This is a genomic window from Treponema lecithinolyticum ATCC 700332 (assembly GCA_000468055.1).
GTDB lineage: Bacteria > Spirochaetota > Spirochaetia > Treponematales > Treponemataceae > Treponema_C > Treponema_C lecithinolyticum.
Window position 1 is genome coordinate 94,227 of sequence record KI260554.1, and the last position, 15,668, is coordinate 109,894.

Consider the following 15,668-nt stretch of genomic DNA (forward strand, 5'->3'; position numbering starts at 1 on the left):
TTAAACCTCCTTGTGTACGTGAGCGTCTATCATACGTGCAAAAAACTGACGCTGCATTTGGCGCGGAACAATACAGTCTACAAAGCCTTTTTTTAGCTGAAATTCTGCGCGCTGAAAGCCTTCGGGCAATTGCTGGCGGATAGTGCCTTCTATAACACGCGGACCGGCAAAGCCGATAAGCGCGCCCGGTTCGGCGGCGATGATATCGCCGAGCATGGCAAAGCTTGCGGTAACCCCTCCTGTCGTAGGGTCGCACAGCATAATAAAAAGAGGTACCCCTTGTTCATCCAATTCGGCGGCGGCTCCGGACGTTTTTGCCATTTGCATAAGCGAAAACAAACCTTCTTGCATGCGCGCGCCGCCGGAAGTGGCATACACAATAACCGGCGTTTTTTCTTCGGCGCCTTTAAACATCAAACGCGAAATTTTTTCGCCGACAACCGAGCCCATCGAACCGCCCATAAAATTAAAGGCCATAAGCGCAAGCAATGCTTTTCGTCCTTTAATTGTGCAAGAACCGGTAATTACCGCTTCGTTCATCGACGTCTTTGCTTCGGCTGCAGAAAGTTTTTCTTCGTAGCCTTCCATTTGAATGGGATTTCCCGTTTTAAGATTTTTATCCAATTCCGTAAATGAATTTTCGTCGGTTAAATAAGCAATCCGTGCGGCGACGTTTATGCGTAAATGATAACCGCAGTGCGGACATACCATTAAATTATCCGCAAAGACCTCGTCGTCATGCGATACTTTACAATGAGGACAGTCCATTATTTTTCTCCTGCCGTAAATAATTCTTCATACAAACCGGTGCCGAAATTTCCCGATTTAAACAAAGCCGAGTTTAAAATTTTTATTTGTTCGTCTTTGTTCGTTTGGATTCCTTCTATGCACAGTTCATCCAGCGCGCTCAGTAATTTTTGTATGGTTTGCTCCCGTGTTTCGCTGTGTACGATAAGCTTTGCAGTCATCGAGTCGTAAAAGGGTACAACCGTATAGCCTTGGTACAAAAATCCGTCAAAACGCACTCCGTTACCGCCGGGAATACGCAGTGTTTTAACCGTACCGGGCGTACGGGCGTTTATGCGCGCTTCCATAGCCCAACCGCGGGTTGGCAGCACGCCCGAAGGAAGGCTCATTGTGCCTCCGGTACACACGCAAATTTGTTCGCGGATAATATCCGTACCGGTTATCATTTCGGAAACGGGGTGCTCCACTTGTATGCGCGCGTTTACTTCCATAAAATAAAAATCATCGCCGGATACTAAAAATTCAATGGTTCCGGCTCCGCGGTATTTAAGCGACGAAAACAAACGGATTGCGCCCGAACACATAGCTTGACGCATTTTATCGCTTACAGCAGGAGACGGGCTTTCTTCTATCAGTTTTTGATGATTTTTTTGAACCGAACAATCGCGCTCGCCGAGTACGGCAACCGCACCCTTACCGTTGCCGACTACTTGTAATTCCACGTGGCGCGGATTGCACAAATATTTTTCGATATACACCGTGCCGTCAGCAAAATTCGACAGCGCTTCCGCCGAAGCAATAGAAAGGTTTTCTGCCAAATCTTTTTCTTTCCATACAATGCGCATACCCTTTCCGCCGCCGCCGGACGCCGCTTTAATAATAATCGGATATCCGCATTTTTTTGCTTCTTCGGCTCCCTGTTTGGGTGTTTTTACGGCGTTTGCAGAACCGGGGGTTACCGGCAGTCCGCTTTTTTGTGCAGTAGCGCGCGCTTTTACTTTGTCACCGAGCATTTCGATAGTGTCCGGTTTGGGACCTATCCAGTATAAGCCGGCTTTTTCCACTTCGCGCGCAAATTCTGCGTTTTCGGACAAAAAGCCGACCCCCGGATGCACCGCTTCGCAGCCCGTACACAGGGCGGCAGTAATAAGCGCTTGGCGGTTTAAATAACTTTTTGCCGACGGCGCAGGTCCGATACAAACGGCTTTATCCGCAAGCTGTACATGCAAACAGTTTTTATCTGCAGTAGAGTATACGGCAACTGTTTTAATACCCATTTCACGGCACGCTCTGATAATGCGCACGGCGATTTCGCCGCGGTTTGCAACAAGCAGTTTTTTTATCATTATTTTTTCCGGATAACAAAAAGCGGTTGATCGAATTCAACCAAATCTCCGTTTGCCGCCAAAACATCTTCAACAACGCCGTCGTATTCGCATTCAAGCGTGTTCATCATTTTCATCGCTTCCAAAACACACAAAGGTTGTCCTTTATGCACGGTGCTTCCTTTTTCAACATACGCGGGTGCATCCGGAGAAGGCGAGCGGTAAAAAGTGCCGACTATCGGACTTTTTACCGTTACCGTGTTTGCATCCGCGGCAGTATTTTGCTGAATATTGTTTGGCAGCGCTGTTGTAGCGGATGCCGCAACTGCGCTTTCTACGCTTTGCCCGGCTGTTTGCAACGCTGCTTCTCCCATGGGGGCAGTAAATACATTTTGCGCAGCGTTTGACAGCACAGCAGCGTTTTGCGCCGGATTTGCCGGAAAGCCGACCGGTATCGGAGACACTGAGTGAAAAGCTCCTTCTTTTTTCAGCGTCAATTCGTTTTCGCCGTCTTTTATATGCAAAAAAACGCTGTTGCTTTTTTCAAAATGCTGCATTAATTTTAAAACAAAAATATCTTTCATAGCCTTACCTAACCTTGTGCGCAGTTTTACAGCCGGTCAAAACGTTCAATATCGGCTTGGTAATCGACGCCGGCAATATCAAAGCCGTTGGCCGCTAAAAAGTCGTGCCGGTACCCTTCCAAATCGGTAAGTTTTTCGCTGTTTTCATCGGTAACTTGTTCCATTAAAGCACGCACTGCCGACTGCACATCGTCGCTTAATTCCCAATCGTCTATGCGGATACGGTTTTCGCTGTCAACCGGAATTTGTTTGTCGCTGCGATATAAGCGTTCGTCGAACAAACGGTTCATTTGTTCTATACAGCCTTCATGGTTTCCTTTTTGCTTCATCACTTTAAACAGCGATGCCAAATACAGCGGAATAACCGGAATAACCGCGCTTGCACGCGTAACCAAACCTTTGTTTACGGAAACAAACGCTTTGCCGCCAAAAGCCGCCATTTCTTTATTCAGCGTGTGTGCAGTCGCTTCAAGGTGTTCTTTTGCTTTGCCGATAGTACCTTTGCGGTACAGCGCTTGTGTTGCATCCGGTCCGATGTACGAATAGGCTACGGTAATACAGCCGTCGGCAAGAACTCCGGCTTTATATAGTTTGTCCATCCAGCGCTGCCAATCTTCGCCGCCCATTACTTTTACCGTTGCAGCCGCTTCTTCGTCGGTTGCAGGTTCGGCGGTAATTTCAGAAAGTTTTCCGGTAAACGGGTCGAGCGTTTTTCCGCAAAAAGCTTTACCGAAAGGTTTAAGAACGGATTTGTGCATAACACCCGTATCCGGATCGACGCGGACAGGACTTGCCAAACTGTACACAACCAAATCGAATTTCATTCCCCGGTTTTTTGCTTCGCCGATGACGGTTTCTTTTATGCCGTCGGAAAAAGCATCTCCGTCTATGGTTACGGCAGTTAACCCCGCTTCTTTTGCCGCTTGATCAAACGCCAAATTATTGTACCAACCGGGTGTTCCCCATTTTGTTTCGCTTCCCGCTTTTTCAAAAGAGACGCCGATCGTCGCCGCTCCGTAGCCGAAAGAAGCCGTTATACGGCTTGCAAGTCCGTAACCGTTTGAACAACCTAAAATTAAAGCGTTTTTAAGCGCCGATGTACGTTTGCCGCCTTTTTTTGTGTATGCGATTTGGTCTTCTACGGATTTTTTACATCCTGCAGGGTGTGCATTTAAGCAAATATTGCCTCGCACCATAGGTTTAATAATCATAGTATAACTCCTGTGTTATTTCTTTTTGCGTGTTTATTGTTTGGCGCCTACAAGGCACATCCACTCGGCTTCCGCCGCCAATACATCGCCTACAAAGGCTTTACCCGCTTGTTTTACCATCCTCGGCGAAACGCGCAAATTCGTTATTTCCATACGGACGGTGTCCCCGGGACGTACTTGAGAGCGAAATTTTACTTTATCTACGGTTGCCAAAAAAAACAACGCACCTTTTTCAAACGTATTTTGAAAACTAAGCGCTGCCCCTCCGGCTTGCGCCATCGTTTCTACCAATATAACGCCGGGCACAACCGGATATTCGGGGAAGTGTCCTTTAAAAAAGAATTCGTCTTGAGTAAACGTATGCTCGCTGATGCTGCCTTTATCGTCTGCGCTAAGAATTTCATCCACAAACAAAAAAGGTTTGCGGTGGGGTAGCAAATTTTCTATGTTTTTTGTTAGGCTCATTGTTCCACCTTTTTAAATACGACAACACCGTTGTGCCCGCCAAAGCCCAAAGAACCGGAAGCGGCACAGTTTATGGTGCCAGAAACGCCTTTACAAGGAACGTAGTCCAAATCGCATCCGGCTTCCGTATCCGGTTCGGTTAAATTGACGGTTGCAGGATAAAAACTGTCTTCCATCGCTTTTATACAAAAAATAGCTTCAATAGCGCCGGCTGCACCCAAACAGTGTCCTATCATCGATTTTGTAGATGAGATTTTCATATTATACGCGTGTTTGCCGAATGCTTTTTTTATCATTGCCGTTTCGGCAGGGTCGTTTACCGGAGTTGATGTTCCGTGTGCGTTGTAGTATTGCACGTCTTCGGCTTTTACGCCTGCATCCTGCAGCGCTTTTGTCATAGCCAAAGCGCCGCCTTCTCCGGACGGATCGGGGCTGGTAAGGTGGTAAGCGTCCGAAGATCCGCCGTAGCCTGCAAATTCGGCATATATTTTAGCGCCGCGTTTTTTTGCGTGTTCGTATTCTTCTAAAATAAGAATTCCGGAGCCTTCGCCCATAATAAAACCGCTTCGTTTTTTGTCAAAAGGACAGCACGCATTTTGTGGGTCGCTGTTGTGACCCGCAGCAAGTGTTTGCAAAATGCTGAACGCACCTATTCCGAATCCCGTAATGGCAGCTTCGGTACCGCCGGCAAGACAAATGTCCAACCTTCCGGAACGTACCATATCGAGCGCATTGCCGAGCGCATCCGTTCCCGAAGCGCACGCGGTTGCAAGCGTCCATGCCGGACCGTGAATACCGAACTGCATGGAAATGTTTCCTGCAGCTTCGTTGGGAATCAACAGCGGAATGGTCATAGGAGGAATGCGCGGCGCTCCTGCTTCAAAATATTTTGCAAAAGATGCTTCGTATATTTCAAAGCCGCCGATGCCGTTTCCCAAAACAACACCTGTGCGGGAACCGTCGATATTTTCTTTGGAAAGTCCGGCATCTTTCATCGCTTGAGAAGCGGCGGCAACGGCAAACTGGGTAAAGCGTGCCATTTTACGCGCGTCTTTTTTATCAATAAATTCGGCAGGGTCGAAATTTTTTATTTCGGCAGCGATTTGTACTTTAAAATCAGAACAATCGAAATTCGTAATGTTTCCTATGGCGCAGCGGTTTTCTTTTACGCCTTTCCATGTTTGCTCAAGCGTGGTTCCTAAAGGCGTTACCGCTCCCAAACCCGTAATTACAACCCTTTTCATATATTCTCCTATAAAGGGGCTGTCTTAAAAGCCGATCACTTTTTCGACAGCCCTGTTTTATGCACCTAATCCGCCGTCTACACCCAGCACTTGAGCCGTAATATAAGACGATAAATCGGAAGCCAAAAAAACGGCGGCATTGGCAACATCAGCCGGCGTTCCCGCACGTTTAAGCGGAATTCCTTCCACCCATGCTTTACGCATTTCTTCGTTTACTGCCGCAGTCATATCGGTTTCGATATATCCGGGCGCTATGGCATTTACGCGCACTGCGCGTCCTGCCGTTTCTTTGGCAAGGCTTTTGGTAAAGCCGATAAGACCGGCTTTGCTTGCCGCGTAATTTACTTGTCCGCCTTGTCCGTGCAAGCCTACGATGCTCGACATATTGATAATAGAGCCGGCTCTTTTGCGTATCATATCGGACGATACGATTTGTGAAGCGATAAAAGCGGCGGTAAGGTTTACGCGTAAAACGCTTTCCCAGTCTTCGATTTTCATGCGGAACGAAAGACCGTCGCGCGTTATACCGGCGTTGTTTACCAAAACGTCAAAGCCACCGGATTGTTCGAGCGCGCTTTTTATTACAGCGCTTAATGCAGAAGCATCCGCACAGTCGGCGTATATTTCATAAAAAGAACTTCCGTTGGCACGGGCAAGCTCTTCCAACTCGGCTTTTGAAGACGAGGGTTTGGTGCACAAACCCCATACTTGTGCGCCTTCTTCCAAAAAGCGTTTTACGATTTCTTTACCTATTCCCCGTGAAGATCCGGTTACCAAAGCTTTTTTTTCTTTTAATAACATATTCATCCTTACCTAAAAATATATTGAATGTAAAGCGTTGCCGCTTTACACCTTAGTGCAAAGCTTGCAGTACGGTTTTTATATGATCCAGCGTACCGGTCGGCATACACACGCTTTCACAGCCGCTGTCCCGCCACAAATTGCACAGCGTTGTTCCCGGTCCGATTTCCAACAAAGTCCGCTCGCTTGCGGGTATATAAGAATCGATTTCTTTTTCTTCTTGCGTCCAGCGAACCGGATGCGTTATATGCAATACGGCGTTTTTTTTCGCTTCTTCACCGGTTTTTACAAGATCTCCGGTAACATTCGAAAAAAGCGGAATAACGGGATTTGCAAAGACTACGGTTTTTAAAACTTCGGCAAAATCTTCGGCGGCGCTTGCCATAAGCGGAGAATGAAACGGTCCTGCTACCGCAAGACGGATAAAGCGCTTTGCACCGGCTTGCATACACAGTTTTTCCGCTTCGGCAAGACCTTCAGCTGTACCGGAAACAACCGTTTGCACGGGGCTGTTCATATTTGCCGCAAAAACGCTGCCGTTTTTTTCCGACGAATACGGTTCTAAAAGCTGCACTACCGTTTCCGGCGAAAGCTTTATAACAGCCGCCATTCCCGGAGCGGCGAGCGCAGAGCTTACGGTATTTGGACTTGCCGCTTCACCGGTTGTACCGGCAGCGCCCGCCGTAATTTTTCCGGCACCGGTTGTGCCGACATCCGTTTGCGAAGCGATACGGTCACAGCACGCTTGCATAATTTTACCGCGCGCGCATACCAGTTTAGTTACATCGGTTAAGGATAAAACTCCGCTTGCATACAGCGCAGCAAATTCTCCCAAGCTAAAACCTGCGGCAGCTGCAGGCTGTATTCCTTTGTCTTTTAAAACCTCGCATAGTGCTATTTGCGAAGCCGTTATGGCAAGCTGGCTTTTATCGCTTCTCGAAAGCTCGGCGTTTTCAGTATGCCACAAAAAAGAAGCTATGTCTTCACCGCAAATATCGCTCATTTTATCTATCGTTTGGCGCGCTTTAGGATATTCGGCACACACATCTTGCAGCATTCCTTTAAATTGTGCGCCCTGTCCTGAAAACAAAAATACATATTTCATACCGTACTCCATTTAAAATCTGATAACACAGCCGCCCCAGGTAAGCCCGGCTCCAAAACCTGCAGTAATAACAGTCATTCCCTTGCCGATACGACCGCTTTTCATAAGATCGTCCAAAGTAATGGGAATGGATGCGGCAGACGTGTTGCCGTAATTTTCCATATTGCACACGAATTTTACAGGGTCGCATTTTAAACGCTTTGCGGCGGCTTCCAAAATTCTTTCGTTCGCTTGATGACACACTACCAATTCTATGTTTTCTATGCTTAAATGCTCTTTTTCAAGCAATTTATTTACCGTTTCGGTTATAACGTTAACGGCAAAGTTATACACTGCGCGTCCGTTCATCCGAATGCGGTTTTCTTCATCCAAATACAATTCTCCGGCGCCCGTTCCGTCCGCACCGAGCACCACAGCCCCGATTCCTAAACCGGAGCGTACAAAAGTGTTTTCCAATACCACCGCCCCGGCGCCGTCGCCGAACAAAATACAAGTTGAGCGGTCTTTCCAGTCGACAATACGGGTTAAAACTTCCGATCCGCACACAAGCGCATAACGCCAACTGTGCCGTTCCATTAAAGAAGCGGCAGTATCAAGCGCATATAAAAAACCCGAACACGCAGCCGACAAGTCAAAACACGCGGCGTTATGCGCACCCAAAGTTTGCTGAATAAGGCACGCGTTCGACGGAAAACCGCTGTATTGCGGAGTTGCCGTAGCACATAAAATTAAATCGACACTATCCGCGTTTAAGCCGACGGCGCCGCGTTCGCATGCGTTTTGCAACGCGCTCATACATGCAGCCGAAGCAAGCGTTGCGCTCGTGTCGGTTTCAGAAGCGACCCGTCTGCTCGTTATTCCCGTATGACTTTTTATCCAATCATCCGAGGTATCGATTACGGAAGCTATTTCCGTATTTTTCATACACTTTTCGGGAAGCGCTTTTCCGGTACCTTGAATTATAACAGACATTTTTTTACTCCACGGTAATTTATGACCAGATTATGACATTTTACCTTGTTGTGTCAAGTGAAAATCCCTAAAATCCTGTAAAATAAATCATGTAAAATAATATAAAACCCACGCCTCTTTTGCCGTCTTTTACACAATTTTTTCACAATCGTATAAATATCCACAAGTTTTCCACAAGAGATTACCTTGCACAAAGGTGTAATTCTCGGTATTATTTGTATATAACAAAGGAGCAGTTATGAAAAATACTTCCACACATACAAAAGCCCCGCGTTGGGACCTTTCAACTATTTATTCGTCGGTACAGGGAAAAGACTACGAGGCGGCGTTAAAAAAGCTGGACAAAGACTGCCTTGCGCTCAAAAAACGCTTTACGGACGATAAAATACGCACTTCTTTTGTCGAATGGCTTAAAAAAACCGTCGATTTGCGCAATTCGCTGAGCGCGTTATACGCTTCTCTTCTATCTTATGCAAACGCCGCTTACACAACCGATACGACAAATACGCTGTATTTGAATGCAGTGTCGGTTTTACAGGAAAAAGGCTTAATGCTCAACGAAATGCACAGAACTTTCCGCAGCATTTTAACCGAACATTCACAAGAACTGGACGGGTTTTACACAAGTTTTCCACAAGCGGAACGCTATCGTTTTATTTTTGAAGAAGATATCGCTTTTCAAAAACACCGGATGTCTGATGACCAAGAAAGCATCGCCGATGATTTGCAGCGTTTTGGTGCGGATGCGTGGAGCCGTTTGCAAGAACAAATTTTATCTTGTGCCGTCGACAGCGAAACGGGTAAAACGTTTAATGAACTGCGAAACGAAGCGCATGCTCCGTCCAGAAAAGTACGCAAAACCGCATACGAAAAAGAACTTCACATTTTAAAACAAGCAGAAATTCCGCTTGCCGCTTCGCTAAACAATATTAAAGGCGCTACCGTCAGCTTGTGCAAGCGCCGTTCGTGGAAAGAAGCGATGGAACGCAGTTTGTTTTACTGCCGCATAAAAGAAAAAACATTGAATGCTTTAATTTCGGCTATCGAAGACTCTTTACCAATGTGGCGCTCGTATTTAAAAACCAAAGCTTCGCTATTAGGTTTGCCTTCCTGTGCTTTTTACGATATTTTTGCACCGTTGCAATCCAAAGAAAACCACAACCAAACGTGGACGTTCGCTCAAGCGCAAAAGTACATTATTGAACGCTTTTATTCTTTTTCCGCCGATATGGGTGATTTTACCCGCCACGCATTTGAAAACAAGTGGATAGACGCACAAGTACGGCGCGGAAAAGTCGGCGGGGCGTACTGTACCGAATTTCCGTTTCATAAAGTAACGCGCGTATTGTCCAATTTTACGGGAACTTTTTCCGATGTTATGACGCTTGCCCACGAATTGGGGCACGCATACCATGCGTGGTGTGTAAAAGATTTGGATTATCCGTTTGTGCAATACCCGATGACCCTTGCCGAAACGGCAAGTATTTTTGCCGAAACAATCGTAATGAAAGACATGCTTTCAAAAACAACCGGATTTGAACGCGCAAAACTGCTGGAAATGCATTTATCCGACGGCAACCAAGTATTGGTAGATATTTTATGCCGCTTTTACTTTGAACGTTCAGTATTTGAACAACGGCGCACAAAAGAGCTGTCGGCAGCCGACTTTTGCCGTCTTATGGCAGATGCACAAAACAAAACGTACGGCTCAGGGCTTTCCAAAGAACGCCATGAATATATGTGGGCGGTTAAAACCCACTATTACATTCCTTCTTTTGATTTTTACAATTTTCCGTATGCCTTCGGTCAACTTTTTGCCCTTGCCCTGTACGCGCGCTTCGAAAAAGAAGGAGATTCTTTTCCCGAACGCTACAAAGAATTGCTGCAAAATACCGGCTCTTTTTCATGCGAACAAGTGTGCCGCAAAGCGGGCTTTGACATTCAAACAAAAGAGTTTTGGCAAAACGGTATACGTACTTTTGCCGATGAATTAAAAGAATTAAAGACTTATGCCGCTTCCGGGCGTAAATAAAAGCGGCTGCATTTCAGCCGAAAACGAAACGCGATTTACGCGGACGGAACAGCTTATCGGAAAAACCGCCCTTAAAAAACTGCAAGCGGCAAAGGTTGCCGTTTTCGGTTTGGGCGGCGTCGGATCTTACGTGCTCGAAGCGCTTGCGCGAAGCGGAGTAAAAAGCTTTGTGTTAATCGACAGCGACCGTATAAGCGTTTCCAATATAAACCGCCAATTATTTGCTTTGGAAACGAGTGTCGGTCAATTTAAAACCGACGCCGCCGTTACGCGGCTTTCGGCTATAGCTTCAGATATTAAAACCGATTGTTTGAACGTGTTTTACTCGGAGCAAACTGCCGCTTCGGTCGAACTGCATATAGCCGATTGCTCGTACATTGTCGATGCCGTAGACACCGTAAGCGCAAAACTGTTGATTGTACAAACTGCGCAAAAACTGCATATTCCGGTTATAAGCTGTATGGGAACCGGGAATAAAACAAATCCCGGTTTATTGGAAGTTGCCGACATTTTTAAAACAAGCGTGTGTCCGCTTGCAAAAGTTATGCGCCGCGAATTAAAAGCGCGCGGTATAAAATCGCTTAAAACGGTATATTCAAAAGAAAACCCGATATGCTCACAGCGACCGCCGGCAAGCATTGCTTTTGTGCCTGCCGCCGCTGGTTTGCTTATCGCTTCTCAAGTGGTTAAAGATATTATTTCACCCGAATAAGCTCTATATCGAACACCAAATACGCATTGCCCGGAATAACACCGGGTATTCCCCGCGCACCGTATGCAAAAGACGGCGGCAGTATAACAGTGCGTTTTTCTTTTAATTTCATATCCTGCACCATAATATCAAAGCCACTTATCATTTGACCGGCGCCCGTAGTAAATGCAAGCGGTTCGCGCCCTTGAGAAGAATCGAACATGGTTCCGTTTAAAAGAGAACCGGTATAATGCACGGCAACGCTGCGGTTTTTTCCGATTTTTGAACCGGACCCGTCTTTTTTCGTTACGTAAAAAATACCGTTATCGTCTTTTTTTGCTCCGGGGAATTTTTTTTCTATTTCTTTAAAAATCTTTCCCGCAGCTTCTTTTTTTAATTTGTCAAAATCCGCTTGCGTTGCGCTGAATTTTTTTGCTTCTTCACCGTTTCGCACAATCGTTACTTTTTTTATAACATCGTCTTGCTTTATCGTGTTTACAATGTTTTGTCCGGCAATAACTTCACCGAACACGGTGTGTTTTCCGTCGAGCCAAGGGGTAGGGACAATCGTTATAAAAAACTGACTGCCGTTGGTATCAGCCCCGGAATTTGCCATAGACAAAATACCCGGCTTTGAATGCTTAAGCGTGTCTACAAATTCGTCGGGAAACGTGTAACCGGGACCTCCCGTTCCGTTTCCTCTGGGATCCCCGCCTTGGATCATAAAATCCTGCTCATCCCCGTTAGCTTTGCTTATAACGCGGTGAAACTTCAAACCGTCGTAAAACGGCTTTTCTTTTGCCGCATCAAGCTTTCCTTCCGCCAAACCGACAAAATTGACAACCGTCAACGGCGTTTGTTTGTAAAACAAATTAATGACAATATCACCCTTTGCCGTTTCCATAACGGCAAAAATACCGTCTTTACTGCCGATTGCATTTACACCTTTATTCATTTGAGCATACCCTCCGCACACGAGTGCGCATAAAATCAACATACCGAACATAAATTTTTTATTCATACCTTATTCCTTTTTCAAAAGCGACACACACCATTCGTATATGGCGTCCGCCCTTGAACCGTAAGATTTTGCAAGTTTTTCAGAAACCAGCGGTATTTTTGCCGCATCCGCGCGTACTAAAATATAAAAAACAATGCCTTCTTTTGTTTGAACTGCGTGCACGTTTAACACAAGGTGCTCCGGTTTTAAAATACTAAAACCTTTGTACTGTACTTCGTCCGTATTTACCGCGCGCGCGCCGATTTCATTTTGCGTTTGAAAAAACGAAAACCGGTACACGCAGCCGCTTAAAGAGCGGTCTTTTTGGTACACGTACGACACCAAAGCGTCCGCGCTTACGTCCAGCGGATCCGGCACGCTTTTTTTCTCTTCCGGATTGTTTACGCAATGCACATCCATATACAATGTTTCGTAACGTTTGCGGGAATTGGAATAATAGCGCATGCCCGTCATTTTAGAAAAACTGCGCAGCACAAGAGAAACATCGTTTATATCGGCTATGTCTTTCTCATCGGTTACCGGTATTAAATATAAAGATTCGACTATAAAAACAGGTTCTTTTTTTCCGTCCCAGTTTGCCGCAGTATCCCGTCCGGCTGGGGTATCGGGAAACAATTCGAGCTTAACGTTTTTTTTGCCGTAAAAAGATCGCTGCATTCGCCCCGTTTTTACAAGCTGTAAAACCGTATCGGATGAAAAAAGGTTTTCAATCGAAAGCGCCGTATTTTCGTCAGCTGCTGTTTCGCAGGCAGACATTTCAACGACAGGTGTTTCGGCGGTTTCCGAACATTCAGCCGCTTCGGATATTTCAAGTGTTTTAGCTGCCGCAAATGCCGCGCACAGTAAAAAAAACGAAAATAAAAAACCGTAATAAAAACAACGCTTAACGGACACCTTTATAAAAAACCCTCACTTGTTTATATAAACCCTCGCCTTCGCTTTTGGTTTCAACATCGCCGATTTCGTTTAGCGTAGTGTGAATAAGCCGGCGCTCAAAAGGATTCATGGGTTCAAGCAGCAGCGAACCGCGGTTCATCCTCACTTTGTCAGCGGTTGTATACGCTAAACGGACTAAAGATTCTTCGCGCCGGATGCGGTAATTTTCGCTGTCCAAAATAACTTTTATATCTTCATTACCCAGCCGTCCGGCATAGATATTTGCCAAAAGCTGTAATGCATCCAGTGTTTTTCCTTTGCGTCCGATTAAAACCGAAGAATTAGGAGAAGACAGTTTTAAACCGATTTTGTGTTCTTCACGAAACATAATTTCAGCCGAACACTCATAACCCATTTTGTGAACCAGCGATAAAATAAAATCAATCAGTTTTTTTTCAAAATCGTTTTTAGGTTCGGGATTTGCAAAAAACCGTTCTTTTTGCTCGCCCGCGTCCGCTTGAGAAAAAGCACTATCTTTTGCTGCTGCCGTATGCGATACGGGAACATCGGTGTGTACGCGGATTTTTACATACCCTTTTTTAAACAACCCGTTTTTTTGTGTTTCAATAATTTCTACATCAAATTGGTCTTGTTCCAAACCCAGTTCCGCTGCAGCCGTTTCAATAGCTTCTTTTTCCGTTTTAGCTTCGTACTCATATATCATACGCACCTCTTATTATCGTTTCCGTTTTCCGGTAAAACGTTTTTTATCGTTTTGTGCTTCGGCTAAACCCATTTCCACCCGTTTAGCGTGCATAACTTTATTTATTACAATTTGCTGAATAAGCTGCAAAAAGTTGCTTACCGTCCAATATAAAAGCAATCCGGCAGGCGCGCTGTAAAACATAAAAAAGAAAAACAGCGGCATACCGTACATCATCATTTTCATAGAACCGCCGTTTGCGCCAGCCGTATTCGCCGCAGCGCTTTGCGTTACCTTTGTAAACAAAAGCTGAGAAGCAACATAGATTATCGGTAATAGACGAAGCGGAGTATCACCTATAAAAGGAATAGAGGCGGGAAAAATATAAATACTGTCGCCGACGGATAAATCGGGAATCCAACCCGGAATAAACATTGCCCCACGGAATTCAAAATAATTGTTGAACAAATTGAACATTGCAAAAATAAGCGGAAATTGGATAAGCAGGGGCAAACATCCGGAAAGCGGATTATAACCGGCTTCTTTATAAAACTTAGCCATTTCGGCGTTCATTTTTTCGGGATTTGCTTTATATTTATCCTGTATTTCTTTTATGCGCGGCTGCAATTCCTGCATTTTAAGCGTTGCCACCGAACTCTTTTTAGTCAGCGGGTACATAACCAGCTTTAAAAGCACGGTCATTAAAATAATAGAAACGCCCCAGTTGGGAATTATTTTATAAAAGAATTCCATTAAAAACTTAAGAATGGTTTCAAGCCAGGTAAGCCATCCGGAACCCAAACATTCATCAAGCTTTAAATCTGCCAAATGCCATTTGTTTTCCGCAGCGTTGTTGTATATGCCTATATTTTTTTCTACTTTTGGTCCCATATAAATATAATACGAATCTTGCGTATATGAAGTATTTATAGGAGCGCGCACGACAAAAAGCTGTGCATCTGAAAACTTATCAACCGTATTTTTTGTTGAATATGATACGCTTTGTACGGTATCGGCACCGACCGGAACAATTTGCTGGACAAAGTATTTTCCCGCAACGCCTGCCCATTTAAAACCTTTGTCGTAGTTTTTTACTTGACCTGCGCCCAAATTCATTTTTTTAAGTTTACCGTTTGAATAAAACATAAACGTGCGCCGCTCGTAGCGGTCTACTTTAGGATTGTAATAAGGTCCGATTTGCGGCGATGTGCGCAAAGTGTATGCGGCGTTGCCGAAGGCTAAAGCGCTTGTGCTTTCTCCGCCGTCTATTGTAATGTCTAATTTAAAAACATATTCTTGCAGATCAAAGGTGTACTGTTTTACCAAAGTAAATGTGTCGGTATTTCCGGAAAGGTTTTTTACGCTGAATTTTTTATAAAACCCGATTGTTTTATCGTCAATACGTTTTACGTTAAACAAATCATTTATAATGTTTTCGCTTTGTCCACCAAAAGAAAGAGAAAATGCTCGGTTTGTAGCGGTAATATTTTTTGCCATTTGCACATAGTTTGAACCGTCCAAATGGTCTTTTAATTCAAAATCGATAATATCGCCGCCGCGGTTGGTAAAAACGGCTTTTATTTTTTCGGTTTCTATCGTATAAGTTTGTTCGGTTAATTGTGCGTCATCCGATTGCATTTCGCCGCCGTTTTCCGTTTCCGACTGTACGGCGGAAAGAAAAGAGTTTTGCACGGCGGTATTTTGCATAGCAGTTTTTTCCGAACCGGCTGTGTTTACACCGGCTTGAGATCCGGCAGTGCTTGTGCCGTTTGCAGCATCGGCTTGCATTTGTTTTTGCGGTGCAAAAAATTTATTTTGAATAAAAAATGAAGCAAACAGCACTATCGAAGAAAGCACGATAGCCCATATCGTATTTTTGTCCATCCATTGC

15 protein-coding genes are annotated in these 15,668 nt (G+C 45.1%); 2 read left to right on the forward strand and 13 right to left on the reverse strand.

The window, feature by feature from the left end; translation table 11 throughout:
* Genes accD through HMPREF9193_RS01120 form a run of 9 tightly spaced genes read right to left on the reverse strand, consistent with a single transcriptional unit; the run spans position 1 to position 8,454 of the window.
* The gene (gene accD / locus HMPREF9193_RS01080; RefSeq protein ID WP_021686190.1) at positions 1 to 768 is read right to left on the reverse strand and encodes an acetyl-CoA carboxylase, carboxyltransferase subunit beta; all 768 of its coding nucleotides are present in this window, start codon (positions 766 to 768) and stop codon (positions 1 to 3) included.
* Positions 768 to 2,093, reverse strand: a complete 1,326-nt coding sequence (locus HMPREF9193_RS01085) for an acetyl-CoA carboxylase biotin carboxylase subunit (protein ID WP_021686191.1) — start codon at positions 2,091 to 2,093, stop codon at positions 768 to 770. The genes accD and HMPREF9193_RS01085 overlap by 1 nt, the downstream gene beginning before the upstream one ends.
* Positions 2,093 to 2,656: an acetyl-CoA carboxylase biotin carboxyl carrier protein gene (accB, locus tag HMPREF9193_RS01090; protein WP_021686192.1), complete on the reverse strand. Its 564-nt coding sequence runs from the start codon at positions 2,654 to 2,656 to the stop codon at positions 2,093 to 2,095. The genes HMPREF9193_RS01085 and accB overlap by 1 nt, the downstream gene beginning before the upstream one ends.
* Before the next feature lie 26 nt (positions 2,657 to 2,682).
* Positions 2,683 to 3,867 (reverse strand): enoyl-ACP reductase FabV, encoded by a 1,185-nt coding sequence (fabV, locus tag HMPREF9193_RS01095; protein WP_021686193.1) that lies wholly within the window; start codon positions 3,865 to 3,867, stop codon positions 2,683 to 2,685.
* Positions 3,868 to 3,900: 33 nt separating this feature from the next.
* Positions 3,901 to 4,332 (reverse strand): 3-hydroxyacyl-ACP dehydratase FabZ, encoded by a 432-nt coding sequence (gene fabZ, locus HMPREF9193_RS01100; protein ID WP_021686194.1) that lies wholly within the window; start codon positions 4,330 to 4,332, stop codon positions 3,901 to 3,903.
* Positions 4,329 to 5,576, reverse strand: a complete 1,248-nt coding sequence (fabF, locus tag HMPREF9193_RS01105) for a beta-ketoacyl-ACP synthase II (RefSeq protein ID WP_021686195.1) — start codon at positions 5,574 to 5,576, stop codon at positions 4,329 to 4,331. The genes fabZ and fabF overlap by 4 nt, the downstream gene beginning before the upstream one ends.
* Positions 5,577 to 5,633: 57 nt before the next feature.
* Positions 5,634 to 6,377 (reverse strand): 3-oxoacyl-[acyl-carrier-protein] reductase, encoded by a 744-nt coding sequence (gene fabG, locus HMPREF9193_RS01110; protein WP_040847271.1) that lies wholly within the window; start codon positions 6,375 to 6,377, stop codon positions 5,634 to 5,636.
* 52 nt (positions 6,378 to 6,429) lie between these two features.
* Positions 6,430 to 7,482: an ACP S-malonyltransferase gene (locus HMPREF9193_RS01115; RefSeq protein ID WP_040847273.1), complete on the reverse strand. Its 1,053-nt coding sequence runs from the start codon at positions 7,480 to 7,482 to the stop codon at positions 6,430 to 6,432.
* Positions 7,483 to 7,494: 12 nt separating this feature from the next.
* The gene (locus HMPREF9193_RS01120; protein ID WP_021686198.1) at positions 7,495 to 8,454 is read right to left on the reverse strand and encodes a beta-ketoacyl-ACP synthase III; all 960 of its coding nucleotides are present in this window, start codon (positions 8,452 to 8,454) and stop codon (positions 7,495 to 7,497) included.
* 238 nt (positions 8,455 to 8,692) lie between these two features.
* Between HMPREF9193_RS01120 and HMPREF9193_RS01125 the strand changes: the two genes are divergently transcribed.
* Both HMPREF9193_RS01125 and HMPREF9193_RS01130 read left to right on the forward strand, forming a co-directional pair.
* Positions 8,693 to 10,486: a M3 family oligoendopeptidase gene (locus HMPREF9193_RS01125; RefSeq protein WP_021686199.1), complete on the forward strand. Its 1,794-nt coding sequence runs from the start codon at positions 8,693 to 8,695 to the stop codon at positions 10,484 to 10,486.
* Positions 10,464 to 11,198: a tRNA threonylcarbamoyladenosine dehydratase gene (locus HMPREF9193_RS01130; protein ID WP_021686200.1), complete on the forward strand. Its 735-nt coding sequence runs from the start codon at positions 10,464 to 10,466 to the stop codon at positions 11,196 to 11,198. The genes HMPREF9193_RS01125 and HMPREF9193_RS01130 overlap by 23 nt, the downstream gene beginning before the upstream one ends.
* Here HMPREF9193_RS01130 and HMPREF9193_RS01135 read toward each other — a convergent pair.
* From HMPREF9193_RS01135 to yidC, 4 genes are read right to left on the reverse strand one after another with little or no spacing between them, the layout of a single operon-like run.
* Positions 11,182 to 12,198 (reverse strand): peptidylprolyl isomerase, encoded by a 1,017-nt coding sequence (locus tag HMPREF9193_RS01135; RefSeq protein WP_021686201.1) that lies wholly within the window; start codon positions 12,196 to 12,198, stop codon positions 11,182 to 11,184. The genes HMPREF9193_RS01130 and HMPREF9193_RS01135 overlap by 17 nt on opposite strands.
* 3 nt (positions 12,199 to 12,201) lie before the next feature.
* On the reverse strand, positions 12,202 to 13,092 hold the full coding sequence (locus tag HMPREF9193_RS01140; protein ID WP_021686202.1) for a DUF6675 family protein: 891 nt from the start codon (positions 13,090 to 13,092) through the stop codon (positions 12,202 to 12,204).
* A complete protein-coding gene (gene jag / locus HMPREF9193_RS01145) occupies positions 13,082 to 13,798 on the reverse strand; it encodes an RNA-binding cell elongation regulator Jag/EloR (protein ID WP_021686203.1) in 717 nt (238 codons plus the stop codon). The genes HMPREF9193_RS01140 and jag overlap by 11 nt, the downstream gene beginning before the upstream one ends.
* A 12-nt stretch (positions 13,799 to 13,810) precedes the next feature.
* Entirely contained in the window at positions 13,811 to 15,661 is a 1,851-nt protein-coding gene (gene yidC / locus HMPREF9193_RS01150) for a membrane protein insertase YidC (RefSeq protein ID WP_021686204.1), read from the reverse strand.
* Positions 15,662 to 15,668: the final 7 nt, after the last annotated feature.

What these genes read in the sequence shown, in the direction of transcription:
- accD (WP_021686190.1), bottom strand. Translation starts at nt 768, where the DNA reads ATGGACTGTCCTCATTGTAAAGTATCGCATGACGACGAGGTCTTTGCG.
- HMPREF9193_RS01085 (WP_021686191.1), bottom strand. Translation starts at nt 2,093, where the DNA reads ATGATAAAAAAACTGCTTGTTGCAAACCGCGGCGAAATCGCCGTGCGC.
- accB (WP_021686192.1), bottom strand. Translation starts at nt 2,656, where the DNA reads ATGAAAGATATTTTTGTTTTAAAATTAATGCAGCATTTTGAAAAAAGC.
- fabV (WP_021686193.1), bottom strand. Translation starts at nt 3,867, where the DNA reads ATGATTATTAAACCTATGGTGCGAGGCAATATTTGCTTAAATGCACAC.
- fabZ (WP_021686194.1), bottom strand. Translation starts at nt 4,332, where the DNA reads ATGAGCCTAACAAAAAACATAGAAAATTTGCTACCCCACCGCAAACCT.
- fabF (WP_021686195.1), bottom strand. Translation starts at nt 5,576, where the DNA reads ATGAAAAGGGTTGTAATTACGGGTTTGGGAGCGGTAACGCCTTTAGGA.
- fabG (WP_040847271.1), bottom strand. Translation starts at nt 6,377, where the DNA reads ATGTTATTAAAAGAAAAAAAAGCTTTGGTAACCGGATCTTCACGGGGA.
- HMPREF9193_RS01115 (WP_040847273.1), bottom strand. Translation starts at nt 7,482, where the DNA reads ATGAAATATGTATTTTTGTTTTCAGGACAGGGCGCACAATTTAAAGGA.
- HMPREF9193_RS01120 (WP_021686198.1), bottom strand. Translation starts at nt 8,454, where the DNA reads ATGTCTGTTATAATTCAAGGTACCGGAAAAGCGCTTCCCGAAAAGTGT.
- HMPREF9193_RS01125 (WP_021686199.1), top strand. Translation starts at nt 8,693, where the DNA reads ATGAAAAATACTTCCACACATACAAAAGCCCCGCGTTGGGACCTTTCA.
- HMPREF9193_RS01130 (WP_021686200.1), top strand. Translation starts at nt 10,464, where the DNA reads ATGCCGCTTCCGGGCGTAAATAAAAGCGGCTGCATTTCAGCCGAAAAC.
- HMPREF9193_RS01135 (WP_021686201.1), bottom strand. Translation starts at nt 12,198, where the DNA reads ATGAATAAAAAATTTATGTTCGGTATGTTGATTTTATGCGCACTCGTG.
- jag (WP_021686203.1), bottom strand. Translation starts at nt 13,798, where the DNA reads ATGATATATGAGTACGAAGCTAAAACGGAAAAAGAAGCTATTGAAACG.
- yidC (WP_021686204.1), bottom strand. Translation starts at nt 15,661, where the DNA reads ATGGACAAAAATACGATATGGGCTATCGTGCTTTCTTCGATAGTGCTG.